This window comes from Actinomyces sp. ph3, from assembly GCF_000308055.1.
Classification (GTDB): Bacteria; Actinomycetota; Actinomycetes; order Actinomycetales; family Actinomycetaceae; genus Pauljensenia.
This window is the reverse complement of record NZ_CAGY01000001.1, coordinates 321,376-347,325: the sequence shown is the minus strand read 5'-3', so window position 1 is coordinate 347,325 and position 25,950 is coordinate 321,376. Positions and strand designations below refer to the sequence as shown.

Genomic DNA, 25,950 nt, shown 5'->3' with positions numbered 1-25,950 from the left:
TATGAACTGCCCCACCAGCATTTTGAGTTACTTTGGAGCAGCACCAGAAAAATTCACCTCGAAATTAGCGTGCAGCCTTTGAAACGCGCATTGCTCCTGCAACCGCGTCCAAAAGACGACGGACGGAAGCAACCCGCGAAGTACGCCTCTGGCGCTCTGCCTCGGCCTCGGAAGGGGAGGAAGGAAGGCTGAAGGGCTCACGCCCCTGTGCCCACGCATCCAGTGCACACGAGGGGGCATCCTTGAGGTGCGTGCACAGCGGGAGGCACCACTGCGCGGCCTCGGCAACATCGGGGAAAACGGCAAGCACATTATCGGTATCGACATGCCCGAGTCCAAAGGATCGTACACCGGGGGTATCAACAATCCAGCCGCCACCGGGAAGCTCGAAAGCTCGTGAAGAGGTCGATGTATGGCGGCCCCGGCCCGTGACCTGATTGACCATTCCCACGCTGCGCTGGGCCTGCGGAATCAGCGCGTTAATGAGCGTTGATTTTCCAACTCCAGAGTGGCCGACCAAAACGGAAAAATGTCCGGCTAGGAGCTCTCTTAATTCATCAAGCCCCTGATCACCGGCTGCAACCGAGGTCACGACTGTTGTCAGATCAAAATCCGCATACGCGCGAAGAAATTCTTCGGCAGGAGCGAGATCAGCTTTCGTCAGGCAAAGAACGGCACGCATCCCCGCCTCGTGAGCGGCTACCAAACAGCGGTCAATCATTCCCATTCGAGGAGGAGGATCGGCTAAAGCTGTCACAATCACCATAATCTGTGCGTTCGCAACGATAATTTTTTCTCCCTTTTGATCGGGAGCATCCTCAAGAGAGCGGCGCAGGACGCTGCTTCTTTCTTCTACAGCGACGATCCGGGCCAAGGTGTCAACGCGGCCGCTGAGATCTCCGGTCAAACGGACACGATCTCCAACGACAACGCTTCCCTTCTTGAGTTCGCGGGCAAGAACAGAGCGCAGGTCGATATCCTCATAGCGAACCAAGTAGCGGCCACGGTCAATACCGATGACCTGACCGATTGGCTTGTTGCCCCAATCTGGGCGAACTTTTGTGCGCGGCCGCGAGCGCTTCCCGGGGCGAACCTTCACGCGCGGATCATCGGTACCGATATCGCGTCTAGACATTTGCGCCTCGATTCTCCAGCATGCTCTGCCACATAGATTCAAAATTCGGGAGAGTCTTTGAAGTGCACGCGATGTCATCAACGCTCACTCCATCGATCACCAATCCGACGATTGCGGCGAAAGTTGCCATCCTGTGGTCGGCGAAGGAGCGCAGCTCGGCGCCATGAAGCGGGCGCGGCGTAATTGAGAGTCCATCGTCAAAAACTTCGACGCAGCCTCCCAGAGATCGAATGGAGTCCGCGATGGCTTCCAAACGATCAGTTTCATGCCCGCGAAGGTGCGCGATTCCGCTAAGGGTAGATGGAGTTTGTGCAAAGAGCAGGAGCGCAGCAAGGGTTGGAACCATCTCGCCCATTGCGGACATATCGCAGGTGATCCCCTGGAAGGTAGCGGGTCCTTGGCCGTGGACAACCAAGGTTCCGTTTTCGCTTCCCTCGACAACAAATCGCGTCTCAATCCCCATACGTGCAAAAAGTTCTGGCCACATTGCTCCCGGCTGTGTGGAACTGACCGGCCAATGGGGGATTGCAAGGCTTCCGCCGCTGAGGATTCCCGCGCACAAGAAGGGACCCGCATTTGAAAGGTCTGCCTCGATTTTGATTTCCGAGGCCGTGGGCTTGCCTCCCTCAATCTTCCATTCGCTTGCGCTGAGCTTGGACCAGGTAATCCCGGTCGCTCGCATCATGTCCAAGGTCATGTTGATATGAGGAAGAGAGATCAGTTCGTGCTCGCTGCGAATGATGGCTCCGCCAAGGAGGGGAGCGATGAGCAGCATCGCAGAAAAGAACTGAGAAGATGCCGAGGCGTCAATGGCGACCGTACCGGGGTGATCACGGACAGGGCCTTGAATGGTGAAGGGGAGGTGACCGTGTTCTCCGTGATAGGTGATGCGTGCCCCAAGAGTTTCGAGGACGTCGAGAAGTGCGCCGAGAGGGCGCGCATAGGCTTGTTTGTCGCCATCAAAGCGCGTGGGGTTAGGGGAGAGCGCAGCTAAGGGAGGGAGGAACCTCATCACAGTGCCGGCGAGGCCGCAGTCGATCTGCCGTTCTTCTTCGGTAGCTGAGCAGTTTTTCATTGGAATTACGCGCGCCGACATCTCACTAATAAATGAGATCTGCGCACCTAAGGTCACTAGGGCCTCGGCAAAGAGATCTGTATCCCGGGAACGCAAGAGTCCGTGGATGGTACAGGGTGAAGAACCGGTTGCTGCAAGGTAGAGTGCCCTGGCAGTTTGAGATTTTGAGCCTGGGATTTCAACCTGGGTGTTGAGTGGTTCGTGTGCGCGCGGTGCGTCCCAGTGCTTCACTGTCCAGAGCCTGCTGTGATTGCCTGCTGAGAAAGTGCGCGGCGTTTCTCATCGCGACGCCAGGCAGCGCTTGGGCGACCGCGTCGGTCCATCCCCGCAAAAACAAGCCCTGCGCAATTTGCGAGCTTGAGACCAAGGGAAGTGCGATCCTCGTGATTGATAATCGCCATGGGAAGGGCAATCCCTGCCAGGAGCGCAGCCGAGGTGCGGGGGGCTTTGCCGATGGCGAAAGTGACGGAGGCAGCCAAGGCTACGCCCGCACTGATGCGTGCGGCGGAACGCAGGTAGGGATCGATGTCATCGATCTGTGTCGAATCTTCAACTTTGTTGAAGAGCGGGCGAAGTCCTTCGAGTTTAGCTGCATGCTGATCCGGGTGGATCAAGGCGTCAACTGCGTCTAGGGCAAGGGGTGCAACCAACAAGGGACGAGCAATACCGCGAAGAATAGACATAGCCTTATTGTGTCAAAAAATCCTCAGGTACACCGGTTTCCACGTCGATAAAGATGGGCAATTTTGGCTGCGGGTGGAATGCGGAGCGGAATAATTAGCTATCGCAGGCGTTGATGTGGATATGCAAAGCGATGTGAGAGTGGCGCAGCGCCCACGGGTTAGGGGAAGGCACAAGCCTCGCCCTGATTTTGCGCGTCCACTTTCCCATCCTAGGTATTCGCGATTAGCCTTGACACCGATGAGTGATACACAAGAAATCAGTCAAGAGGAAAAGGACCGGCTTTTTGCCGAACAGGCCCTTCCTCTGGTCGATCAGCTCTTCGGTGCGGCGCTGGGGATGACGCGCAATCGTGCCGACGCAGAAGATCTCGTTCAAGAGACCTTCATGAAGGCCTACACGAAGTTCCACCAATATCAGCAAGGAACGAACATTAAGGCCTGGCTGTATCGGATTTTGACGAACACGTACATTACCCAGTACCGCAAGGCACAGCGTTCGCCACAGCGTAGCGGTGGTGAAGACGTTGAAGACTGGCAGTTGGCAGCGGCTGCCTCACACGACGAAAAGGGGCTTGTCTCGGCGGAAACCGAAGCTCTGGATAATATTCCGTCAGCGGAGCTTCGTTCGGCTCTTGAAGCTTTGTCTGAAGATCAGCGTGTGGTCGTACTTCTGTCTGATGTTGAGGGTTTTGCCTATAAAGAAATTGCCGAGATGCTTGACATTCCCATTGGAACTGTCATGTCACGGCTTCATCGTGGGCGAAAGAATCTTCGCGACAGCCTATCTGAACTTGCGGCGGAATACGGTATTGGGGGATACCATGCAGATTGATGATCATCGTGCTTGTCAGGAATTACATGACCACCTCTATGAGGTCATTGACTTTCTTGACCGAGAGGGATGCCAAGAGCACATCACGACTGACTGTCTGAAGGATCCCGCTTTGCGCGCGCAGTTGCTCGAACACATTTCGCGCTGCTCCCACTGTCAGGAATCGATGTACACCGAGCGTTATGTTCGCTCGCTACTGGCACATTGTCTTGACGAACCTGCGCCTGCATCTCTTCGAGCACGGATTGTCTCCAAGACCTGTGTGACGGTGAGCTGGAGCTCGACAGAATCGTGAGTTTCGACTCGCAGGGTGCTCTCTGTTTGGAGAAACGCTGTGGGTGTGAAAAACTGTACAGGTTGGATATCTCAGTTTTAGAGGAGACGACAATGTCGAAGAGGGGTCGTAAGCGTCGCGATCGTCGTAAGCACGGCGCGAACCACGGCAAGCGTCCTAACGCTTGAGCCGAATACGTTGCGCGCCCGGACCGGATGGTCCGGGCGCGTTTTGTATGCGCGTTGTTTACGCGTTTTGTTTGCACTGCTAGCGGGAACCAGGTGCGGTTGCGCGAGGCGCGCGTGATGCGAGGGGCGCGCGGGTACGGGACCAGGTGTGCGCCGTGTCTGGGGTGTGTGCCGCTGGATTTGCGTTCCTACAGCACTGGACAACGGTGTGCTCATAGGCTGCCGATCATGCTTGTGCCGCGCGCATGCGGATATATTGTGTGTGCTGGGGCGGTGCTGAGGACGCTCGCGGTGGCGTGGGTAACCCGTTTATGGGTGGTGTCAATCCACGGCCGTCGTTCTGGATAGGAACCACGCATCCGGATAGGTTATTAAGGTATCCGGATGTTCGTAACCTATCCGCGTAGTAGGTTCGTCCGATGGGCTCTCGCCAGATTCCAGCGGCGAGCAGATACGGCTTTCAGCCACCGGTACCTACCACCACTGGTGTTACCTCCCGATAGTCACGATGAACACTCGCAGTGAGAAACGAACCCCTCTCGCGGCGTATCCTAGAACGTGCTGGCGCGAGGGGGTGTCCCGGTGCGTGCACACTGATTCGTCGAAACGAAAGAGGCTCCATGTCCCTCCAGATGCGCGTTGTTCACTTCTGTATGGGGCTTGTGCCTCCGTTGCTACAGAGCGAGACAGCGACTGAGCAGATGGCGCTCCACGCCCCGCAGCCCGCCCCGATGCCTGCACGCATGCGAGGACGTTTCACGGCGACGTGCAACAAAGGCATAACCCGCGTGTTCCCGAAGCAGGGCCTGCGCTCGGGCGGTGTACTCATCTATCTGCATGGTGGAGCGTATGCGTACCCGATGGTCGCTGGTCAGTGGGGTATCGTCGCGGGCCTCATCGACCGCACCGGGCTGCCCGTCATCATCCCCGACTACCCGATCGCTCCCGCGCACACCGCGACCGACGCGTTCGACGTCGTCCAGCCCATCATCGACGAGGCCCAGGCCGAGTTCGGCCGTGTTATCCTCTTCGGCGACTCGGCGGGAGGCGGATTGGCCCTCTCCCTCGCCATGCAGCGACGCGACGCGGGTGCATGGCAGGTGGACGGCCTCGTCCTGTACGCGCCGTGGCTGGACGTCACCATGACGAATCCGCGCATCGAGGATGTGCAGCACCGCGACCGGGTTCTGCGTGTCCCCGGCGCGGCGTGGGCGGGCCGCGCGTGGGCGGGCGACCTGGACCCGGCCGACTGGCGCGTCAGCCCCCTGTACGGTGACCCGGCGGGCCTGCCGCCGATGCGTATTTTCCAGGGGGACGCGGACATCGTTGGCCCCGACGTGATCGAGTTCGCGCGCAAGGCCGCTCGCGCTGGCGTGGACGTGCGCCTGCGCGTGGAGCCGGATGGCTTCCACGTGTATGTCCTGGGCGTTCCGATCATTCCCGAGGCCGAGGCCGCCCTCGACCACAGCGCGCGCTTCATCTCGGGGATCCTCACCCAGCCGTGAGACGACCCGTTTCACGGCTTCGTTGATCGAGGACGACGGTTGCAGGCAACCCCGCGTTGCCCGGTGCCGATACGACTAGTCGAGGCTCGCAGACCAGGGGTCGGCTGGGCGAGGGAGGCGCACGCGATCGCGGCAATCAGGCCGATGACGCAGTAAGCAGCTACCCACACGAGCCGCCAGTAGCCGAAGTGCACGTACCTGCCGATGAAAGCCCCCGCGGCAGGCGCTCGATCATCGACGAGGCCGGGGATGGTTGACGGGACCGGGCGGGGGAGAGGTGGGGTACTGGTTGCTCATGGTCTCACTGACGTGTGTGGGATGGACGAGGCCGGGGCGCGTTCGCGTCACGCCTCACGGATAGCCTTCATGATCCCACTGCGCGGGTAGTAGTCGACGGCAAAAGTCTCTTGGGGGAGAAACGTGAATGACGTGGGTACACACATTCCTCCTGTGCTCACACGTCCGCCGGGGTCGCTCCCGTCCACTCAAACCATCCTTGATGCAGAACAAGCCAAGCCATCAGTGCAAAGCCAGACTGTCCGGGCATCGATGCTCCACGCGCACTGCGTACGGATGAAGACGCCATATCTTCAAACCACTGGTCATGAGCGACGAGGGGAGTATAGGTATCAACAAAGGGGATATCTCTGCGTTCACACACCTGTTGACACGACAGTGAAAGTTCTTTCACCGCAGAGGATTGCACACCGGCAAGCGGAGGTGGGCCAACGACCATCGAGGGGATCCCCAAAGTTGATGCTCGGTCAGTAATATTCGCCAAATTGAGCCGCGATCGTGGAGTTGAAATTCCGGCCGGAATATCACTGCATCCAACAGCAATAATCAGCGCGCAGGGCTCGTCGGGAGCAAAGCGATACACGACCTCATCCTCCCAGCGTGCAGCAAGCTGCGAGGTCGTTTCTCCCGGAACAGCCAAGGTCATGACGGTTGGCGGAGAAGGGAACTCGGAACGTGCCAATACCCTCCCGACCCAACCCAGGCCTCGGGGATCTCCCATGGGGGTAATGAGTTCGTCACCGATAATACAGATTCGCATGATGACCCCTATGCGAAGGCCCGGCGCATGAGCTCCGCGGCCTGTTCGCGATGCAAGCTTGCTCGCCCGGCGGCGGTCGTTGCGCTCTCTGGACGGGAAACCAGAGTTGGCGCAATTCCTAGCTCGGGGAACAAATTCAATGCGAAGTGAGGCCAAATTCCCTGGTTCTTCGGCTCATCTTGAACCCACAGAAGTTCAGCATTCGGGAATGTAGACAGAGCCTGACGGAGCTCCTCAGTGGGAAGCGGATAGAGTTGCTCAACGCGGATAATCGCCGTATTCCATGCACCGTGCTCTTCCCGCTCATGGATCAGGTCGTAGTAGACCCGTCCCGAGCACAAAATCACCCGCGACACGTGGTTTGTATCCACCCGCGAATCGACTTCGCCGTACACGGGAGTGAAGGAGCCGGTGGTGAATTCCTCAAGACGTGATGAAGCGGCATGCAAACGCAGAAGCTGCTTTGGGGTGAAGGCGATGAGTGGCTTACGAGGCCGCTTGTAGGCCTGAGTGCGCAGCATGTGGAAGTGGTTCGCCGGGGTAGAGGGCTGAACGATCCACATGTTGTTTTCTGCGGCAAGCTGCAGGTATCGCTCGATACGCGCCGATGAGTGGTCTGGGCCCTGGCCCTCTTGGCCGTGTGGCAAGAGCATGACCAAGGAAGAGCGCTGTCCCCACTTTGTTTCCGCGGAAGAAACAAACTCATCGATGACCGTTTGAGCGCCAATTGCGAAGTCTCCAAACTGTGCTTCCCACAAAACTAAAGCTTCGGGGCGCTCAATGGAGTAGCCATACTCATAGGCCAATACCGCATACTCCGACAGTGGGGAATCGAAAACATCGAAGTTTGCCTGGTCGGGAGTGAGGAAGTGCAGGGGAGTGAACTCACGACCGTCTTTGTGATCGTGCAAAACTGCATGGCGCTGGACGAATGTCGCGCGTCGTGCGTCCTCGCCCGAGAGGCGAATAGGCGTTCCCTCCATCAGCAAAGTGCCAAAGGCCAGGAGCTCCGCAAAACCCCAATCAATGGGGGCATGGCCGGTCGCCATTTCTTGACGCTTCTGGCATAGCTTTTCAAGCTTGGGATGCACGGTGAAATCAGGCGGGAAATTCACGTAGGCATCACCGATACGCTCGAGTGCCTCGGGGCTGACTGCCGAAGACCAGCCAATCATCATTCCCGCGCCGGGAAGCTGGCTTTCGGGGACCTGCCACTGATCGTCCTCAGAGTGGTGTTCTTGCTGTGGGGCCCAGCCGTGTTCGCGGGTGTGCTCAAGGATTTCGCTGAGCTCAGCCTCGTAGGCGCGGATTGAAGCGCGGGCCTCTTCATCGGTCAGCTGACCACGGCCAACCAGGTTACGGATGTAGACCTCACGGGTGGACGGAAGCTGTGAAATGAGCGAGTACATGACCGGCTGCGTCATTGAAGGATCATCACCCTCATTGTGACCGCGACGGCGGTAACAGGTCATGTCGATGATGACATCCTTGTGGAAAGCCTCGCGGAAATCCAAAGCCAATGCAGCCACGCGGACTACGGCCTCGGGATCATCACCGTTGACATGGAAGATCGGGACCTGAAGGCCCTTGGCCAAATCGGTTGGGTAGCGCGTTGAACGACCCGAAGCTGGACCAGTTGTAAAGCCAATCTGGTTGTTCACAATGACGTGAATGGTTCCGCCAGTGCGGTAGCCGGTCAGCTGAGACATGTTCAGAGTCTCTTGAACGACACCCTGGCCGATGAAGGCAGAATCGCCGTGGATGAGTAGTGGAACCACGGGGAAATCAGGATCACCCAGGACATCTTGCTTCGCGCGAACAATGCCCTCAAGGACACCGTCAGCGGCCTCGAGATGCGAAGGATTTGCCGCAAGAGAAATCTTCGTTGCGACGCCGTCTTCAGAGGAATAAACGCCTTCGGTACCCAGGTGATACTTAACGTCACCAGAGCCCTGGACAGTGCGCGGATCCTGATTTCCTTCGAACTCGGAGAAAATCTGGGCATAGCTCTTTCCGGCAAGGTTTGCCAGAACATTCAAGCGTCCGCGGTGCGCCATCGCAATGGCAACCTCGTGGATCCCGCGGTGTGCGGCCTTATTCAAAATCTCATCCAAAAGCGGGATCAGTGATTCCCCGCCTTCCAGAGAGAAACGCTTCTGGCCCTGGTACTTTGTCTGCAGGAATTCTTCGAAAGCCTCGGCGTGAATGAGCGTTGAAAGAATGCGGCGCTGTTCCTTAGAGGAAGGTGCTTCAAAGGGGCCTTCAATGCGTTCTTGGACCCACTGTCGCTGGTTCGGGTCCTGAATGTGCATGTATTCGATACCGATAGAACGAATATAGGTATCGTGCAGGCGGGCAAGCAGATCGCGAAGTAGCATCTGCTCGCTTCCACCGAAGCCACCCGTGGGGAATGAACGATCCAAGTCCCACACAGTCAAGCCGTAGGTTGAAAGGTTCAAATCGGGGTGGCGGCGGACGCGATAAGCCAGGGGATCGGTATCTGCTGCCAAATGGCCTCGTGAACGGTAGGCCTGAATGAGCTCCGCAATACGAGCGGGCTTGCCCTTTTCGCGCTCCAGATCGTATTCGAAGTCTGCTTCCCACGCGTAGGGAGGAACTGGGATATGAAGCGCTGTAAACACGCGATCGTAGAAACCGTCGCGTCCGCTGAGCTTGAGATCAAGGAGGCGTAAGAAATCACCCGAAGCTGCGCCCTGGATCACGCGATGGTCGTAGGTAGAGGAGATGAACATCGTCTTGCCAATGCCCAAAAGGGCAAGTTTGCGCGGAGAAACTCCAGCAAATTCCGCGGGGTAATCCATTGCGCCTACGCCGATGATGACACCTTGACCATTCATCAGACGTGGGACGGAAGTTGTTGTTCCAATGGTTCCGGGGTTCGTGAGCGTGACCGTTGCGCCCTGGTAGTCCTCAGCGCTGAGTGAGCCAGCTTTCGCGCGTGAAATGATGTCCTGATAGGCCTCGACGAAACCGGTGAAAGTGAGGGTATCGGCATCATGAATCACGGGGACAACAAGTCGGCGTTCACCCGCGTGTTGGATATCGATCGCCAGTCCAAAACCGACGTGTGCGCGTTCGTCGATAGCCGGCTTGCCATCGTTCAGCGAGTAGCGGACATTCATCTGCGGCATTTCGCAGAGCGCCTCGACAATCGCGTAGCCGATGAGGTGGGTAAATGAAACCTTGCCACCAACCGTGCGCGCGAGGTGCGCATTGATGACCGATCGGTTCTCAATGAGGATCTTCGCAGCAATCTGGCGTTGAGAAGTTGCTGTTGGAATGGTGAGTGACTCATCCATGTTGCGAGCCGTTGCGCGAGCAATGCCCTTCAACACATGGAGCTCATCTTGGGTTTCCCCCTGCCCTGACAAAGACGAGGCAATCGGGGAAGTGCGGTGAATACGCGCGTAAGGTGACGAGGCCTGGGCGGATTGTGCTGGAGGGGCGGGAGGAAGATCGGAGCGGGTCACCGAAACTTCGGGCTGCTCTGTTGCCGGATTGTCCTCGTGAGCGGCCAAAGCGGCCTCGGCACTGACGACCGCGGTGGGCTGAGTCGGGAGAGGGGCTTGGCTTCGATGGAGCTGTGCCGGGACAGTATCGCCCTCAAAATAGGCGCGCCAAGACGCATCGACACTGAGTGGATCGGTCAACCACTGCTGACGCATTTGTTGAACCCATTCGTGTGAACGTGGGGAATCCGCCACCGTTACACCATCCTTTTCCCTGAACACGGCCATGTGAGTCTTGACATTATTTTAGGCCCTCACGTCCAGATTGCCCTTTCCTACGTGGGCCTTTCTCACACTTCGAAGATGGGTGAGTCCAGATAGACTGGAAGAACCATGGATAGTGACAGTTGTTGCCCTGACCAAAGTTTGATGCGAGTTCACCACCAAATGGTGGGAGGCCAGCGTGCTTCTTGATATCGCAATGCTCCTTTTAGGAGTGATCCTCACCGCGGGTACCTTCATCTTTGTTTCCGCAGAGTTTTCTCTTGTTGCCCTTGATCAGGCAGTCGTTGAAAGTCGTGCAGCTGCGGGTGACGCCCGGGCACGCCAGGTGGGACAGGCCATTAAGAACCTCTCGACTCAACTTTCGGGCTCGCAGGTTGGCATCACCTTAACGACTATTCTCTTGGGATATACCACCCAATCAGCGCTCGCGGATCTCCTCACCAAGGCTGGCGTCGGCCTCGGGCTATCCACTGCTATTTCTTCAGCGGTTGGAGTGGGTGTCGCAGCGGTCATCATCAATGTCATGTCCATGGTTTTTGGTGAGCTTGTTCCAAAAAACTTGGCGCTGGCCCATCCCCTGAAGACTGCAGGGCGTATCGTCCCCTTTAATACGCTCTTCACCGTGATTTTCAAGCCGGTGATCGTTGTCCTGAATTCCTCCGCGAATGGGATATTGCGTCTTTTGGGAGTCGAGCCCCAAGAAGAGCTTTCATCTGCACGATCGGCATCAGAATTAGCTGCGATGGTTCGCCACTCTGCCCAAGAAGGGACATTGGATACCTCGACGGCCTCGCTATTTACGAATTCCATCCGCATCACTGAACTCACCGCTGTGGACGTCATGACCGATCGCGGGCTTCTTCACACGATTCCCGATGATGCCTTTGCCTCTGATGTCGTCCGCGCCGCGCACGAAACAGGGCACTCTCGTTTTCCTGTGATTGGTGAGGATCGCGACGACATCATCGGTTTTGTCTCATTGCGCAGGGCCGTTGCGGTTCCCTACGAAAAGCGCGATGAGGTTCCGGTCCTTTCATCCTCTCTTTTAGCCGATGCCCCACGCGTACCTGAGACCTTGGATCTGGCGACCCTTTTGGTCCAATTGCGTGAAGAAGGCTTGCAGATGGCAGTGGTCGTCGATGAATACGGTGGTGTCTCTGGAATTGTCACCCTTGAAGACGTCGTCGAGGAGATTGTTGGCGATGTCGCTGATGAGCACGATCAGCGTCGCCTAGGTATTCGTCCTCGCCCCGATGGGTCCTACCTTGTACCGGGGCGTCTGCGTATTGATGAACTCGCGCAGAAGATTAAAATTTTCCTTCCTGATGATGGGCCCTACGACACTCTTGCAGGCCTGATTATGACTGAGCTCGGAACGATCCCACAGGTTGGAGATCGGTGCGTTGTTGCTGGCGTGCGCCTCGAGGTCATTCAGATGATGGGCAGGCGCGTCATGCAGGTGAGCGTTGTTCCGCCCGTTCACGAGGCCGAAGGTGAGGTGCTCCTGTGAATAGCACCCTTGCTTTGGTCCTGACCGTTCTTTTACTAGCGATGAATGCCTTCTTCGTCGCGGGCGAATTCGCGACGACCTCCTCGAGGCGCTCTCAGATTGAACCTTTGGTGGAAGAGGGAGTCCGAGGATCGCGTTATGCGCTCTTTGCCTTAGAGCACGTGTCCTTGATGCTGGCAATCTGTCAGTTGGGCGTGACCGTAGCTTCAACCTCATTGGGCGTGGTTGCTGAACCAACTTTTGCTGCAATGGTTGAGGGGCCGATGGAAAAATGGGGGCTGCCGCATTCGTGGGTGCACGTTGTTGGCTTCACCTTTTCTTTGGTCTTAGTGCTGTTCCTCCACGTTGTTTTCGGTGAAATGGTTCCGAAGAACCTTTCAATTGCGAATCCACAGCGTCTTCTTCTTGTCCTTGCGCCGATTTTGGTCAATATCGGCCATGTCATTCGCCCGATCATTCACGCAATGGATCACCTGGCAAATTGGTTTTTACGCCTAGCGGGAGTCGAACCAAAGTCAGAGATTTCTGCGACCTTCACTATTGAAGAGATGGCGACCATTGTTGAGCATTCTCAGCAAGAGGGAATGATTGATGATGATCTGGGCTTGCTCTCTGGAACCCTAGAGTTTTCCACTGAGAACGCCTCTGATGTCATGGTTCCACTGAGTGAATTGGTGATTCTGAGTGCTGAGTGCACTCCCGAGGACGTTGAGAAGGAAGTCGCGCGTACCGGTTTCTCGCGATTCCCAGTTGCTGACGACTCCGGAGTGCTGAGTGGATACATTCACCTCAAGGATGTCTTGTATGCCGAGGGCACCGAGCGATTCGAACCCGTTACTTCATGGAGAATCCGCAAGATGGAAGCGGTCTCTATGGAAGCTGAGGTCGAAGATGCTCTGCGCCATATGCAGCGCGCGGGCGCCCACCTCGCAGAGGTGATTGGAAAGGACGGAAACGTTCAAGGAGTGCTCTTCCTTGAAGATATTCTTGAGCGTCTTGTCGGCGAGGTCCGCGATGCACTTCAACGCGATTCGCTTCCGGGGGCTCACCGCCAAGCATGAGCGCTAGGACACAAGTACCTGCGTGAGTGAAAAATATTTGGGATGATTAAAAAGTTATGACGACACCAGCACCGAACTTACCCACGAGACGCCAGCGCGCCCACGAGCGCGCACAGCGCGCGCAAGTTGATGCTGCCCAGGTTCTTCCTACTGAACCTCTGGGACGAAAGCGCGGTAGAGCTGGTCGCCTTCTTGTGCGTTCCAGTGTTCTTCTTGCTTTAGGAGCGATGACCATCGCTGTTCCGCTCAGTGGTTTTCTTCGTCCAGACGTTTCAATCTCTATTCCTTCGCGTCAGTTCGGCGCAGCAGTTGGCTCGCAATCGTGGGCCTCTGATTCTGCGGCCGTTTCGCTTTCTTCCGGCCTCAATGCGCAGGTCGATGCCGCTTCGCGATCGCGGGTGCGTTCGCCGCTTATGGTGCAGTGCGTCGGTGATGGGGGCGGTGCGGCTGACGGTACGCGCACTTTGACGAAGGCGGATACGATCTACTGGCCTCTTCAAGAGGGGACCTACCAAATCACCTCGCCTTTCTCGATGCGCATTTCACCCGTCTCGGGAACCATGCTCATGCATGAAGGCGTTGATATGGCTGCCCCGCTCGGCACGCCAATTCATGCGGTATTTACTGGACAGGTGACAGAGGTTTCTGAGAATTCTCGTTCTGGAGCTCTTGTGACGATTCGTCACACTGCCAGTGATGGAAGCGTGTTCTATTCTGCTTACCTTCATCAGTACATGAAGGATATTAAAGTCAAGGTTGGTCAACAGGTTTCAGCTGGAGAACAAATTGGAGCCGTTGGATCAAATGGCTGGTCGACTGGACCTCACCTTCACTTTGAGATTCATAATTCTTCGGATCAACCGGTTGATCCGGAGGTATGGATGGCGGACCATAAAGCGGTCCACATCGGTAAGGAGTGCTAAGCATGTATCGGGTTGTGGGCGATGGACCGATTATTCTTGCGCATCGAGGCGGGGGAGCAGAAGGACCTGAGAACACTCCAGAAGCTTTTGAGGCGCTACGTAATATTCAGGTCTACCACGTTGAAACTGACGCGCATTTAAGCGCCGATGGTCAGGTTGTTCTGAACCATGATCCCGAGGTCGATCGCACGTATCCAGCAAGCGGCAAAATCCGTGAAATGACCTGGAGTGAGCTGCGTGAATTGCGCGGTGTTGATGGTGGGCGGATGATCCGCTTGGCCGAGGCCTTGGATGAGTTCCCCGACATGTATTTCAATATCGACGCAAAGAGTGAGGAAGTTGCGCTTCCTTTGCTTGAAGTTATTCACGAACATGATGCGCTTGGACGTGTCTTAGTCGCTTCCTTTGATGAATCGCGGCTGCGTCGCCTGCGTCGTTTGGAGCCGGGTCTGGTCACATCTGTGGGCGTTGGTGCGGTTACTCGTCTTGTTGCGGCTTCACAGCTCGCTCAGCCGGCCAGACGTCTTCTTGTCCCGGGTCCTCTTGAAGGGGTATGGGCGGTTCAGGTTCCTGAGAAGATGGGGGCGATCCGAGTCGTCGATCGCCGCTTTGTCGCCACTGCACATGCCTTGGGCTGTGCCGTACACGTCTGGACCGTCAACGAGGAAGAACAGATGCATCGGCTGTTGGATCTTGGCGTTGATGGAATCATCACGGACTATCCAACAAAGGCTCGCAAGGTTCTTGAAGAACGAGGCCAGTGGCATCCAATTGCACCGGCAAATGCCCAATAGACGCCGATAGGGAAGTATAAAGTTTGTGGGAGGCACATCAGGTGCCTCCCACAAGCTTGTCTATGACGGTGTTGCCTAAACCGATTAGGCATCAATGCCTTGGGTGCGGGTTGCCAATTCGATGGTACGAGCGCGTGCGATTCGCCAGAATGAAATCCCCACCAATACGACGGCCACTGCGATACCTGCGATGCGGACCCAGCCGCTGCCAATGAAGATCATCGCCATTGCTGCAAGCTCGGGAACAAGCAACATGAATGAATCCACAATGTAACGACCGAAACTGGGCATTTCGACGCCGTCGGCCTCGGCCACGGACTTGACCATGAAGTTCGGACCATTGCCAATGTACGTGATAGCGCCGCATAAAACTGCGCCCAAGGAAATCGGGATCAGATAGGCCTCGGGAACTCCGGCAATGAGCGTTCCATCTCCGCCCAAGGTCTTTGCCATTCCAAAGAAAGTCATGTAGGTCGGAGCATTGTCCAAGATCGAGGACAAGGACCCGGTGAAGACGAAGAAAGTTCCGCGGTTGAGGGGAAGAGAAGGGGCAACTTCTTCGAGAACGCGCAACGCGGGTGCCATGGTCGCAAAGATCCCGATGAAGAGTGCGGCAACTTCGGCAATGGGGGACCACTGGAAAGCGTTTTCTTCGTAGCGGATCTTCTTATTGCCAATGGTCAGTGAGAGTCCGGCGGCAATAAGCATGACGATTTCGCGCCACGGGACCAACTCGGTGCCATGCGCGTGGCCTTCGATGATGGCCTCGGCATCCCACGAGGGAAGGAAAGCAACGGAGCAGATGATCGCTGCGAAGAACAGAAGATTAATTGCACCGTGTAGGCGCAGCGGTTCGATGTCATCGTTGTCCTCTTCGATAGCCAGCTTGGGCTCCGACGCATAGTACAGGCGATCAAGCGAATAGTAAGAGAGGAGCAGGATTCCAAGGACGAATGCCCATTCCTTCCACAGGTTCAGCGTCCACGTGAAGGGAACGCCATTGAGGAAACCAAGGAAGAGCGGCGGGTCACCAAGCGGAGTGAGCAAACCACCGCAGTTAGCGACGATGAAGATCGTGAAGAGAACGGTATGGACCTTGTTGGTGCGCTCGCGGTTGGTGGCAAGCAGGGGACGGATCAACAGCATTGCTGCGCCGGTTGTCCCGATGAAAGATGCCAGGAGGCCACCAATTGCCAAGAAAATGGTGTTGTTCCGGGGGGTTGCTCGAATATCGCCGGCGAGGTGAATACCGCCCGAGACCACGTAGAGCGAGAACAGGAGGCAGATGAATTGGAAGTATTCAATCCCCGTATCAATCAGCGGGCCGCTTCCGGCCTTCCAGAACATCCACAGCGTCGTCGGAACTGCCAAGATCAGTGCGACGGTAAGCTGAGAGGAATTACGCTCCCACCAGTGTGAAGTGGCAGGAATCAGTGGCAAAACTGCGATAGATGCGAGCATTGCGACAAAGGGAAGTAGAGACCACAACGGGTATTCCACAAGAACTCCTTGACGGTGAATCTGGTTGGCAATCGCCTCACTCATCCTAGGCTATGGCGCTGCGCGGGGCAGCGAGTATCTTCCTATCCGATCGGTGCGCCTATTATGGAGTTCGTCAAGGAGGTTCAATGTCCCAGCGTGTGCGTGATGTTGCGCTACTTATCGCTGCCGGTTTATTTGCGGGCTCACTCTCGGGTTTATTTGGAATTGGTGGCGGAACCGTCATTATTCCCGCGCTCATGGCGGTTGGCTATTCTCAGCGCGAGGCCTCGGCCTCAAGTTTGCTAGCCATTGTTCCAACCTGCATTTCTGGGGTGATCTCCTATGCCTCGGTCGGCAGAATCGCGTGGATCCCTGCGCTTTTGATGACCGTGGGTATGTTGATCGGTGTACAAGTAGGAACGTGGATGCTTGCGCGACTGTCTGAGGTCGTCTTGCGCTGGGGATTCGTCGCATTCATCGTGACGTTGATTGTCATACAGGTTGTGTATGTTCCCGCTCGCGAGGGGATTCTCACCGTGACTTTCGCGGTGGGAATAGCGCTGTTCCTGCTGGGATGTTTGTGCGGTTTTCTTGCCGGTTTGTTGGGAATTGGCGGGGGAGCGGTCGCAGTACCCGGACTGACCCTTCTGGGTATGTCTGACCTAGGTGCGCGTGGAGTATCGATGGTTGTGATGCTTCCGGGTGCGCTGAGCGGAACAGTAACGAATTATCGACGAGGCCTTGTCCGCCTTGGACCCGCATTGATCGTTGGCTGCACGGCTGTGTGTGCAGTTCCTTTTGGAGCTTGGTGTGCGACTCTTTTGTCGCCTCGCGTTGATGCCTTGCTTTTTGGTGCGTGGTTTGCGGTGCTCTTGGTGCGTTCCATCATTGTGGCGCGAAAAGTGCCCCGAACAGGATTCGAACCTGCGACCTTTCGCTCCGGAGGCGAACGCTCTATCCACTGAGCTATCGGGGCAACCGCCTCAGTTTATCAGTCTTTAGCCCGAGCTCAAACGCTAGTAGATCCCCGGATCAGGCCGTATCATGAAGGGGTTCCCTCTCTTCAACGTGAATGGAAGTTTACATGCGCGTCCATATTGCAACTGATCATGCCGGATTCGAACTTAAGGAACACCTGGTGAAGGTCCTTCGTGATTCGGGATATGAGGTTATCGATCACGGTGCAACAACCTATGATCCCAACGATGACTACCCGCAGATGTGTATCGAAGCCGCTGAAGGTGTCGTTTCTGATCCCGGCTCTTTGGGTGTAGTCATTGGTGGTTCGGGAAATGGCGAACAGATGGCTGCCAACTTGGTCAAGGGTGCACGTGCGGCGCTAGTGTGGAACGAAGACATCGCAGTGCTTGCCCGTGAACACAACAATGCGAATGTTATTGCCGTCGGGGCTCGTCAGCACTCGAAGGAAGATGCCACCCGCTTTGTTTTGACCTTCTTGGAAACGCCTTTCAGCGAGGATGAGCGTCACAAGCGTCGCATCGCAGTGATGGATGCGTACTAATACTCGGTTGGGTGCTCTCGCTTAGCTTTGACCGGTAACGGTCAGGTAGACCAACAGAATATTGAGAAGAATAATTGCCGCTGCAATCACAGATGCCACTGCGATTGTCAGCGGCTTATTCACATATTCGCCCATGAGCTTCTTGTTTCGCGTCAGATACATGAGCGGCACAATGGCAAAGGGGATACCAAAGGAAAGGGCGACCTGCGAGAGCACCAATGCCCATGTTGGTTCTGCTCCCATTCCCAAGATGATCAGAGCCGGGATGATTGTCACCAAGCGGCGTGCCAACAGCGGGACGTTCACGTGGAGAAGACCGTTCATGATTTCTGAACCCGCGTAGGCACCCACCGAGGTTGACGCTAAGCCTGAGGCCAGCAGGCCAAGAGCGAAGATGGTGGAAACGGTGCCTCCCAGGGCGTTTGCGATCGCGTGGTAGGCGCCTTCGATGGTGTCGGTTCCTTCGACTCCAGACAAAGCCGAGGCAGCAAGAAGGAGCAGGCCAATATTGACGATTCCAGCAATGCTCAGTGCCCACAAGATATCGTGACGAGTTGCGCGAAGAAGCGCACGCTTGTGGGGACGTTCAATTTCGGGATCTGTGTGGTGGTCGTTGACCAAGGAAGAGTGCAGGTAAATCGCGTGCGGCATGACAGTTGCGCCGAGCATCGAGGCAGCGACCAAGATTGAGTCGGTGCCCTTGAATCGGGGGATCAGCCCGCTTGCAACTTCAGACCACTGAGGGGGCGCGAAGAAAAGTCCTGCTAAGAATCCTGCGGTAATGACGACAAGCATCCCGATGATGACTGCTTCAAAAATGTTCTGACGGTGCCCTTGGAAGAGGAGGATAACGATGGATGCGGCGCCAATGATGACACCGGACCACAAGAGGGGAATTCCGAAGAGAAGGTTAAGGGCGATTGCTCCGCCAATAACTTCAGCGAGGTCGGTTGCAGCTGCGACGACTTCCGCTTGGACCCAGAACAGAATTCGATTCTGCGGACGAAGTCGTTCACCAAGGAGTGCGGGGAGTGATTTTCCAGTGACAATGCCCAATTTTGCTGAGAGGTATTGGACAAGCATGGCTGAGAGATTCGAAAGAACAAGCACCCATACCAAGAGATATCCGTAGCGGGCACCCGCAGTGATATTCGCAGCGACATTACCGGGGTCCACATAGGCAATTGCTGCAATAAATGCCGGACCCATCAATGCAAATAGTCGATGCTGCTTGAGACGGTGACCACTCATTTTCTATCTCCACAGATCAAAATCTTCGTATAACCGAACTTTACTCCAGATATTGTGAGGTGTCACAGAGTTTCAGTGTGGCATGGGAGCAATCGAAACGATTACCCTTAAATGGTGACTCCAGAAGAACTTGCATCTCATATCCACGACCTTTTGCTTGCTGAGATCGAGCAGGGCAACTTGTCTCTCGAGCCCGCAGACCTTCCCGAGACGGTGAAGGTCGAGAGGCCTCGTAACCGCGATCATGGCGACTGGGCCAGCAATATTGCCATGCAATTGGCAAAGAAAGCGGGAATGAACCCGCGTGACTTTGCGCAGATCCTCGTGAGCGACCTCAATGAACTCGAGGGCATTGATAGCGCCGAAATCGCTGGTCCCGGCTTCATTAATATTCGTCTTGCCGCTGCCTCTGCAGGCGAGCTTGCCCGCACCATTGTCGAGGCCGGTGGAGCTTTCGGCCGTGGCGAATCCATGAAGGGACTGCACATTAACTTGGAGTATGTCTCCGCCAACCCCACGGGTCCTGTTCACCTGGGTGGTGCACGCTGGGCAGCCGTGGGAGATTCCCTCGCTCGCCTGATGAAAGCATCGGGCGCGAAGGTGACCCGCGAGTACTACTTCAATGATCACGGTTCGCAGATCGATCGTTTCGCGCGTTCTCTCTATGCGCGCGCGATGGGACATGAGGCACCCGAAGACGGTTACGGCGGCCAGTACATTGCCGATATTGCAGCGCAGGTGCGTGAAGATGCTGTCGCAGCAGGGGAGTCCGATCCGGTGACTCTTCCCGAAGAAGAAGCTGTTGAGGCATTCCGCGCACGTGGCGTCGAGCTGATGTTCGATGAAATCAAGCAGCGTCTGCGTGATTTCCGCTCTGAATTTGACGTTTTCTTCCACGAAGATTCGCTCCACAATTCGGGAGCTGTTGACGCCGCAATTGAAACCTTGCGTCAGCGCGGCGAGGTCTTTGACCAAGATGGAGCCGTGTGGCTGCGGACGACCTCTTACGGCGATGACAAGGACCGCGTTCTGATTAAGTCCGACGGTCAAGCAGCCTACTTCGCCGGTGATGTCGCCTACTACCTTGATAAGCGCCGCCGCGGTGCCGATGTTGCCATCTATCTACTGGGCGCTGATCACCACGGCTACATTGGCCGAATGATGGCGATGTGTGAAGCATTTGGTGACAAGCCCGGTGTCAACATGCAGATTCTCATTGGTCAGATGGTGAACCTGGTTAAGGATGGCGTGCCGGTCCGCATGTCCAAGCGCGCTGGAACCATCGTCACCCTTGACGACTTGGTCGATGCCGTTGGCGTGGATGCTGCCCGTTACGCGCTGGTTCGAGTGTCCATGGATTCCAATTTGGATATTGATTTGGATCTATTGGGATCGCGCACGAACGAAAACCCGGTCTACTACGTTCAGTACGCGCATGCTCGTACTCGTAACGTGGCACGAAATGCAGCTGAGCACGGTGTCACGCGCGATGCTGGTTTTAACCCTGCAGCACTGGATACTCAGGCCGATAGCGATCTTCTGGGTGTTCTTGCGCAGTTCCCCGCCCAAGTCGCACAAGCTGCGGATCTACGTGAGCCTCACCGTGTTGCTCGCTACCTGGAGCAGCTCGCCGCCGCTTACCACACCTGGTATGGACAGTGCCGCGTTACTCCTCGTGGAGACGATCCGGTTGATGAAGGCCATGTTGCACGCCTGTGGCTCAATGACGCGGTGACGCAGGTCCTGCGTAGCGGTCTGGACCTTCTTGGCGTTGAAGCTCCCGAACGTATGTGAGCTCAGTCAGATAGACGCAGTTGGCCCCGCAGTTTCATCCGAAACTGCGGGGCCAACCCGTTTCGACCTTTAGATGAATCGCAGATGCTCCGCAGAGCTTGCGTCCAGCTTAGGCAAGAGAATCAAAGAGGATATTGAGTCCTTCTCCCATTGTCGGGTGGGCGATGGGGAGCATGCGGAGCTGCTCGTAGGTCATCCCCGCGCTCATTGCTACTTGAACGGCAGTGATGACTTCACCGGACTGAGGACCGACAAGCGTTGCGCCCAAAATTGTGTGGGTCTTCGCGTCAACGATTGCCTTCCACTTACCGGTCGTATCGCGCATGGTCTTTGCTCGTGGAATTGCCGCAGTATCGATCGAGGCGACAAGGACATCCAGTCCTTGTTCCTTTGCTTGGGTTTCATTCATTCCGATACGTCCAAGCTCCGGTTCAGCGGAGAGAGCCCAGGGGATGAGGCGTCCGGCCTTCGAAGTCCGTGGATCATCCAAGGAGACCCCGTCCATCTGTTCGCGGATGATCCGGTAGTCGTTCCACGAGGCGTGGGTGAACATGGGTGTGCCTGCGCAGTCGCCTGCAGCCCAGACGCCATCGAGATTGGTGCGCAGATGATCATCAACGCTAATGAAGCCTCGTTGATCGAGCGCCACTCCAGCTTCTTCAAGACCAATTCCCTTTGTGTTGGGGATGCGCCCTGCAGCAACCAACACCTTTTCTGCACTCACGCTACTGCCATCAGAAAGCTCGACGGTGATCACACCGTCCTGCTTTGAGCCGGACTTCGCAAGAACACCGGTGAGGATTGTGACGCCTCTATCCTGCAGGCTCTTTTCGTAGATTGCTGCGATATCGGGATCTTCACGGTCAAGGATATGGGGGCCGGAAGCAACAACCGTTACCTTCGATCCGAAGCTTGTCATCATGGATGCAAATTCGATACCGATGTATCCGCCACCAATGATGACAAGTGATGAGGGGATTTCTTCCACTCGCAGGATATCTTCGCTGTCCCATGCTCCAGCTTCCCAAAGTCCAGGAATTGGAGGATGTGCGGGGCTAGTTCCCAGATTGAGTAGGACGCGCTCGGAGTGGAGTTGGCGCAGTGTCCCATCTTCAAGCTTGACTTCAACGCTGTGCGCGTCCAAAAGACGAGCGCTTCCACGCATGAAATCGATTCCTGGCGCAGCGAAGAATTTCTCGTGTGCGGCAACCATTGCCGAGACGATACCTTCCTTGTGTGCGCGCAGCTTTTCTACGTTGATGTAAGCGCCAGCGGTACCCTCGATACCAAAGGTGGCGTCGCTGCGAGTATCTTCCATGCGGCGAGCTGCAGCGACCAAAGATTTGGTGGGGATACACGCCACGTTAATGCAGGTGCCACCGATAAACTGTCGTTCGATCAGGGCAACCTTCCAGCCTTTTTTGGCGCGATTCATCGCCAGTGACTTTCCGGCCTTCCCGCCTCCAACAACAATGAGGTCAAAGTTCTCCACGGTGTCTCCTTTACTGAGTGGAGCGATCCTTCTTACCTCCTAGAACGAAGGCTGAAACAACATCATTCCAACGAAAAGCTGATGGTGAGGCGCTTCACTTTTATCTCGTCGACGCGCGCTTCGTTCGTGCTGTCGGAGCAACCGAGAAGGGGTCTTCAGGCCAATGATGTTTGGTATAGCGGCCTCGAAGCTCAGATCGAACCTGCTGGTAGGGACCTTTCCAGAAGGACTCAAGATCGCTGGTAATGGCCACAGGACGTCCGGCGGGATCCGTGAGTTCGATGCGCAGTGGAAGTCGGCCATCCATGAAGCGGGGAGAATCCGTCCAGCCAAATGCTTCTTGAACACGCAGGGAAACACGTGCCCCCTCGTGATCCCATTCCACGCACCGCTCGGCGCCGGTTGGGATTGTGATCTGTGTTGGTGCTTGACGGTCAAGGTCCCTATTCAATGGCCAGACCAAGAGGGATGTCAGAGCCTCACCAAGGGATAGCTGTGCTAGAGGACGGCCGTCACTCCACTGATCTGCCAAAAATTGCCCGCAGGAAATGATGAAGTGTTCGTCATCAACAAGAGGCCAGGGATCTCCAAGAAACTCTTGGCATTTGAGAATTCTCAGTCGTAGCTGTGATGCGCTCTGGCTCCACGGTAGATCTGCAACGCTCATCTTTGCCAACTCCGCGAGAGCAAAGGAGCGCACTGCCTCTCGATCAGGATTGAGATCGCGGGTACTGCGCAAGGTCACAGCCCCGAGTTTTTCCTCGATCACTGCAAGGATTCGCCCCTGATCAAGCGTCAGGCGCGAAACAGATTTATGAAGATGGGACGCAGCCGTGCAGGCAGTGTCTTGGTCAAGAGGGAGCGCCGAACGAATGATTCCATCGCCGGTGGTTGATTGCAGATCGGCTATTGCAAGCCATGTGCTTCCCTCTAAAGCGGAAGCTTGTGGAAGCGTTGCGCCTACACCAGAAACAAGAAGATATCGGTTACTTCCTTCACGTCGACGTGCAAGACGAAGCGGAAAAGCACGAGAGACAAAATCCGCCATAGCAGCTGCGACTTTCACGCGTGAGTGTGTATCCCAGATTGGGCGGGGAGATTGGCACATGCGCGCGACAGTTTCTTCAATGCGGGCAGCTTGAACACCGCCTAGCGGAAGCGAATATAGACAGCTCAGTAAGTCGCCTCCCTTTGGACGTAAATCTTCAGAGAGCACAGCTGCGCAAAGCGCCGCAATTTCTCGTGGAATCTCATCCTCAAGAGTGCTGAGTGCGTGTGCAACGCGAGGGTCCACCGGGGAGAGCGCAAGTGAACGTCCGTGGGGTAGCGCCTGCCCGGCCTCGTCAATCGCCCCCAAAGCCTCAAGGGAGGAACGCACATACTCCTCGAGGCCTCGGCTGGGGGAATCAAGAAGACGGACAGACGAGAAGTCTGCACGCGACCAACACGCCACAGAAAGCAAGGGGGGAACGGGGTCACAGATCGTGATCTCGGGGGAGGGCTGGGACGAGCGCATTGCCCATCCCGAGGATTCCATGGCACGAATACACACTCCAGGGCCGAGGCGCCCGGCTCGTCCCGCGCGTTGAACCATAGAAGAACGAGGCGAGGGGACCGTAACCAGTGAAGTGGCCTCGCGAGCGGGGGAGAAGCGCGTATGCCTACTCAATGTTGAATCAATGATGATCTGGACTCCTGGGACCGTGAGTGCACTTTCTGCAATAGAGGAAGAGACGATGATTCGCCTCGAAGACGAAGCAGCAAAAATCTCATCTTGCTGTGAAGGAGAAAGCTGGCCGTGAAGCGCAATGACCCGCGCATCCACTTTCTCAAGGAATTCGCAGACCTTGGAGATTTCACGCATGCCTGGAACAAACACAAGCGCGTCTCCGGGGTAACGTTCCAGTGCCCGCGCAGCAAGTACGGCGATATGACGGAGGAAAGGAGTGCTCACCCTCTCGCCCTGGAAATAGTCGACACCGCGCGGCGGCGCTTCCCAGACAATGTCAACTGGATAAAGCTCTTGATTAAGCTCAAAAACCTGAGGCGAAAAATCAGCTAGAAGGCTACGAAGAGCGTCAATATCGACGGTCGCAGACATGATGACCAAGCGAAGGTCTTCGCGTAGAACCTCGCGAATATCACTGAGGAAGGCACATGCAAGATCACTATCGACCGCTCGTTCATGAAACTCGTCAAGAATGACACAACCGATTCCCTGCAATTCTGGGTCAGAGTGAATCATTCGAGTCAAAACACCGGGGGTAACAAATTCAATCCGCGTCGACGCGTTTCGTTCGCTTTGACCGCGGACGCTAAACCCCACAAGGTGGCCCACGCGGTCATCCAATAACTGGGCCAAGCGACGAGCACAAGAACGTGCACTCACGCGCCGCGGAGAGCACACGAGGACTCGCTGCCTGGGCTCAAGAAGCTCGGCGCAGGCAAGGGGAATAAGAGTCGTCTTTCCGCTACCAGCGCTCGCGGAAATAATTGATACGCTGCCTGAGCTGCATGAGCGTAGAAAATCAGGAAGCAGCTGAGAGACGGGCAAATCACTGGCCCGAGTAATCGCATCCTGAAAGCTCAACACCGCTTCAGTATTACATGCTCTCTTACAGACCGCGGATGGACAGGGACAGACGGTGACGTTGGCCAGGGGCCAAAGAGACCAGATCAATTCCCGAATTGAATGCATCGGGCGGGCAGGTCATTGGTTCAACCGCGATGCCTGGACGGCCAAGGGCATCTGCTGTATGGATTTGAACCCACGGTGTATTGGAAGCCAAAGCTGCGCCTTCACCCTGCGCATTCGTCACGCGCACTTCCCAATTCCCTTGAAGGCCGCCGTAACAGTGGTCGATGAAAAGATCGTCAACCATGCGGGGAACGCGGAAGTCATATGCAGCGCTGACCGGGTTGATTCCCGTTGGCAATAGATTCTCGTCGGTGTCGACGATGTGCGAGGCGGGGAGGCTCAGTATCGAGTCATCAGCTGTGGTGCCGCCCAGAAGATAGGGGTGAAGAGAAGCCCCATAGGGCGCGGGAGAATCCCCTAAGTTCTTTGCCGACAACTCAATATTTAGGCCACTTTCAGGATCTAAACGTAGATCGAGGCGTGCTGTGAGAGGCCAGGGATAGGACTCCTGGGCAGCAATAAAGCTTTCTAATCTCACGTGAGATGCCGTAGCGTCAACAATCTCCCACGGAACCCAACCCGCAAGTCCATGCAGCGCCGTGCCAGTTCCGCGGTCATTGATGGGCAGCAGGTATTCCCTGTCATTCCACGAATAACGTCCATCGGCAATCCGATTAGGCCAGGGAAGAAGCATTTTTCCAGACCAGCCGGGCGCAACTTCGGTCACCTTATGAGGAAGAACGAGGTTTCGTCCCTTCCACTTCAAGGAAGAGATCCCAGCACCAACGGTGACGACGCTCAGGGAATAGTCCCCGGCCTCGCACGAAAGTTCGCGACCAGATGCATGGAAACTCATAGCAACACCTCACTGTGGCTTGTACAGAGGAAACTGTACCAGTTCAGTGTAAGTGGGAAAGCACGCGTATCCCTAAGACTTCAGGCCCGCCTCGACCATGGACAGAAAAGGGGAGATGCCCCT

General features: G+C 56.2%; 19 protein-coding genes, 1 tRNA gene and 1 pseudogene. 10 read left to right on the top strand and 11 right to left on the bottom strand.

Annotation, left to right across the window (positions count from 1 at the left end; translation table 11 throughout):
- Positions 1–64: 64 nt before the first annotated feature.
- From rsgA to HGAS_RS01585, 3 genes are read right to left on the bottom strand one after another with little or no spacing between them, the layout of a single operon-like run.
- Entirely contained in the window at positions 65–1,135 is a 1,071-nt protein-coding gene (gene rsgA, locus HGAS_RS01595) for a ribosome small subunit-dependent GTPase A (RefSeq protein ID WP_019126188.1), read from the bottom strand.
- Entirely contained in the window at positions 1,128–2,441 is a 1,314-nt protein-coding gene (aroA, locus tag HGAS_RS01590; RefSeq protein WP_019126187.1) for a 3-phosphoshikimate 1-carboxyvinyltransferase, read from the bottom strand. Before aroA ends, rsgA begins: the two co-directional genes overlap by 8 nt.
- Positions 2,438–2,893 carry a hypothetical protein gene (locus HGAS_RS01585; protein ID WP_019126186.1) on the bottom strand — a complete coding sequence of 152 codons (456 nt, stop codon included), beginning with the start codon at positions 2,891–2,893 and terminating at the stop codon, positions 2,438–2,440. Before HGAS_RS01585 ends, aroA begins: the two co-directional genes overlap by 4 nt.
- A 238-nt stretch (positions 2,894–3,131) precedes the next feature.
- Between HGAS_RS01585 and HGAS_RS01580 the strand changes: the two genes are divergently transcribed.
- The 3 genes from HGAS_RS01580 to HGAS_RS01570 all read left to right on the top strand — a co-directional run bounded on the left by HGAS_RS01580 (position 3,132) and on the right by HGAS_RS01570 (position 5,692).
- Entirely contained in the window at positions 3,132–3,725 is a 594-nt protein-coding gene (locus HGAS_RS01580; protein ID WP_019126185.1) for a sigma-70 family RNA polymerase sigma factor, read from the top strand.
- 387 nt (positions 3,726–4,112) lie between these two features.
- Positions 4,113–4,187, top strand: coding sequence for a 50S ribosomal protein bL37 (locus HGAS_RS08930; protein ID WP_106406425.1), 75 nt, complete (start codon positions 4,113–4,115; stop codon positions 4,185–4,187).
- A gap of 620 nt (positions 4,188–4,807) precedes the next feature.
- A complete protein-coding gene (locus tag HGAS_RS01570) occupies positions 4,808–5,692 on the top strand; it encodes an alpha/beta hydrolase (RefSeq protein ID WP_019126183.1) in 885 nt (294 codons plus the stop codon).
- A gap of 454 nt (positions 5,693–6,146) precedes the next feature.
- On the opposite strand, the gene HGAS_RS01565 is transcribed toward HGAS_RS01570, so the two are convergent.
- Together HGAS_RS01565 and HGAS_RS01560 are read right to left on the bottom strand one after the other, a co-directional pair.
- Positions 6,147–6,749, bottom strand: a complete 603-nt coding sequence (locus tag HGAS_RS01565; RefSeq protein WP_009409218.1) for a GDSL-type esterase/lipase family protein — start codon at positions 6,747–6,749, stop codon at positions 6,147–6,149.
- Between the two features lie 8 nt (positions 6,750–6,757).
- Positions 6,758–10,507 carry a multifunctional oxoglutarate decarboxylase/oxoglutarate dehydrogenase thiamine pyrophosphate-binding subunit/dihydrolipoyllysine-residue succinyltransferase subunit gene (locus HGAS_RS01560; RefSeq protein WP_051007838.1) on the bottom strand — a complete coding sequence of 1,250 codons (3,750 nt, stop codon included), beginning with the start codon at positions 10,505–10,507 and terminating at the stop codon, positions 6,758–6,760.
- Positions 10,508–10,700: 193 nt separating this feature from the next.
- Here HGAS_RS01560 and HGAS_RS01555 point away from each other — a divergent pair, with 193 nt between their 5' ends.
- The 4 genes from HGAS_RS01555 to HGAS_RS01540 are packed head-to-tail and all read left to right on the top strand — an operon-like array spanning position 10,701 to position 14,792.
- Entirely contained in the window at positions 10,701–12,014 is a 1,314-nt protein-coding gene (locus tag HGAS_RS01555) for a hemolysin family protein (protein WP_034233692.1), read from the top strand.
- Positions 12,011–13,075: a hemolysin family protein gene (locus HGAS_RS01550; protein ID WP_009409221.1), complete on the top strand. Its 1,065-nt coding sequence runs from the start codon at positions 12,011–12,013 to the stop codon at positions 13,073–13,075. Before HGAS_RS01555 ends, HGAS_RS01550 begins: the two co-directional genes overlap by 4 nt.
- Positions 13,076–13,131: 56 nt before the next feature.
- On the top strand, positions 13,132–13,998 hold the full coding sequence (locus tag HGAS_RS01545; RefSeq protein WP_019126180.1) for a M23 family metallopeptidase: 867 nt from the start codon (positions 13,132–13,134) through the stop codon (positions 13,996–13,998).
- A gap of 2 nt (positions 13,999–14,000) precedes the next feature.
- Positions 14,001–14,792 carry a glycerophosphodiester phosphodiesterase family protein gene (locus HGAS_RS01540; protein WP_019126179.1) on the top strand — a complete coding sequence of 264 codons (792 nt, stop codon included), beginning with the start codon at positions 14,001–14,003 and terminating at the stop codon, positions 14,790–14,792.
- Between the two features lie 84 nt (positions 14,793–14,876).
- Here HGAS_RS01540 and HGAS_RS01535 read toward each other — a convergent pair whose 3' ends face one another.
- On the bottom strand, positions 14,877–16,292 hold the full coding sequence (locus HGAS_RS01535; protein WP_019126178.1) for a sodium:proton antiporter: 1,416 nt from the start codon (positions 16,290–16,292) through the stop codon (positions 14,877–14,879).
- Between the two features lie 53 nt (positions 16,293–16,345).
- On the opposite strand from HGAS_RS01535, the pseudogene HGAS_RS08925 reads away from it, so the two are divergent.
- Positions 16,346–17,164, top strand: a pseudogene (locus HGAS_RS08925) (sulfite exporter TauE/SafE family protein); the annotation flags it as partial.
- 13 nt (positions 17,165–17,177) lie between these two features.
- On the opposite strand, the gene HGAS_RS01530 reads toward HGAS_RS08925, so the two are convergent.
- A tRNA-Arg gene (locus HGAS_RS01530) sits at positions 17,178–17,250 on the bottom strand.
- Between the two features lie 108 nt (positions 17,251–17,358).
- Here HGAS_RS01530 and HGAS_RS01525 point away from each other — a divergent pair.
- Positions 17,359–17,796 (top strand): ribose-5-phosphate isomerase, encoded by a 438-nt coding sequence (locus HGAS_RS01525; RefSeq protein ID WP_019126177.1) that lies wholly within the window; start codon positions 17,359–17,361, stop codon positions 17,794–17,796.
- 21 nt (positions 17,797–17,817) lie between these two features.
- On the opposite strand, the gene HGAS_RS01520 is transcribed toward HGAS_RS01525, so the two are convergent.
- The gene (locus HGAS_RS01520) at positions 17,818–19,047 is read right to left on the bottom strand and encodes an Nramp family divalent metal transporter (protein ID WP_019126176.1); all 1,230 of its coding nucleotides are present in this window, start codon (positions 19,045–19,047) and stop codon (positions 17,818–17,820) included.
- A 153-nt stretch (positions 19,048–19,200) separates the two neighbouring features.
- Between HGAS_RS01520 and argS the strand changes: the two genes are divergently transcribed.
- A complete protein-coding gene (argS, locus tag HGAS_RS01515; RefSeq protein WP_420705272.1) occupies positions 19,201–20,841 on the top strand; it encodes an arginine--tRNA ligase in 1,641 nt (546 codons plus the stop codon).
- A gap of 109 nt (positions 20,842–20,950) precedes the next feature.
- Here the strand turns inward: argS and HGAS_RS01510 are convergent, their stop codons facing one another.
- The 3 genes from HGAS_RS01510 to HGAS_RS01500 all read right to left on the bottom strand — a co-directional run bounded on the left by HGAS_RS01510 (position 20,951) and on the right by HGAS_RS01500 (position 25,827).
- Positions 20,951–22,333: a dihydrolipoyl dehydrogenase family protein gene (locus tag HGAS_RS01510; protein WP_019126174.1), complete on the bottom strand. Its 1,383-nt coding sequence runs from the start codon at positions 22,331–22,333 to the stop codon at positions 20,951–20,953.
- A 100-nt stretch (positions 22,334–22,433) separates the two neighbouring features.
- Positions 22,434–24,926 carry an ATP-dependent helicase HrpB gene (hrpB, locus tag HGAS_RS08365; RefSeq protein WP_019126173.1) on the bottom strand — a complete coding sequence of 831 codons (2,493 nt, stop codon included), beginning with the start codon at positions 24,924–24,926 and terminating at the stop codon, positions 22,434–22,436.
- Between the two features lie 22 nt (positions 24,927–24,948).
- Entirely contained in the window at positions 24,949–25,827 is an 879-nt protein-coding gene (locus HGAS_RS01500) for an aldose-1-epimerase (RefSeq protein ID WP_019126172.1), read from the bottom strand.
- Positions 25,828–25,950: the final 123 nt, after the last annotated feature.

Excerpts from the sequence above, each read along its gene's own strand:
- rsgA (WP_019126188.1), bottom strand. The coding sequence starts at position 1,135 with ATGTCTAGACGCGATATCGGTACCGATGATCCGCGCGTGAAGGTTCGC.
- HGAS_RS01585 (WP_019126186.1), bottom strand. The coding sequence starts at position 2,893 with ATGTCTATTCTTCGCGGTATTGCTCGTCCCTTGTTGGTTGCACCCCTT.
- HGAS_RS01580 (WP_019126185.1), top strand. The coding sequence starts at position 3,132 with ATGAGTGATACACAAGAAATCAGTCAAGAGGAAAAGGACCGGCTTTTT.
- HGAS_RS01570 (WP_019126183.1), top strand. The coding sequence starts at position 4,808 with ATGTCCCTCCAGATGCGCGTTGTTCACTTCTGTATGGGGCTTGTGCCT.
- HGAS_RS01565 (WP_009409218.1), bottom strand. The coding sequence starts at position 6,749 with ATGCGAATCTGTATTATCGGTGACGAACTCATTACCCCCATGGGAGAT.
- HGAS_RS01560 (WP_051007838.1), bottom strand. The coding sequence starts at position 10,507 with ATGGCCGTGTTCAGGGAAAAGGATGGTGTAACGGTGGCGGATTCCCCA.
- HGAS_RS01555 (WP_034233692.1), top strand. The coding sequence starts at position 10,701 with ATGCTCCTTTTAGGAGTGATCCTCACCGCGGGTACCTTCATCTTTGTT.
- HGAS_RS01545 (WP_019126180.1), top strand. The coding sequence starts at position 13,132 with ATGACGACACCAGCACCGAACTTACCCACGAGACGCCAGCGCGCCCAC.
- HGAS_RS01540 (WP_019126179.1), top strand. The coding sequence starts at position 14,001 with ATGTATCGGGTTGTGGGCGATGGACCGATTATTCTTGCGCATCGAGGC.
- HGAS_RS01525 (WP_019126177.1), top strand. The coding sequence starts at position 17,359 with ATGCGCGTCCATATTGCAACTGATCATGCCGGATTCGAACTTAAGGAA.
- HGAS_RS01520 (WP_019126176.1), bottom strand. The coding sequence starts at position 19,047 with ATGAGTGGTCACCGTCTCAAGCAGCATCGACTATTTGCATTGATGGGT.
- HGAS_RS01500 (WP_019126172.1), bottom strand. The coding sequence starts at position 25,827 with ATGAGTTTCCATGCATCTGGTCGCGAACTTTCGTGCGAGGCCGGGGAC.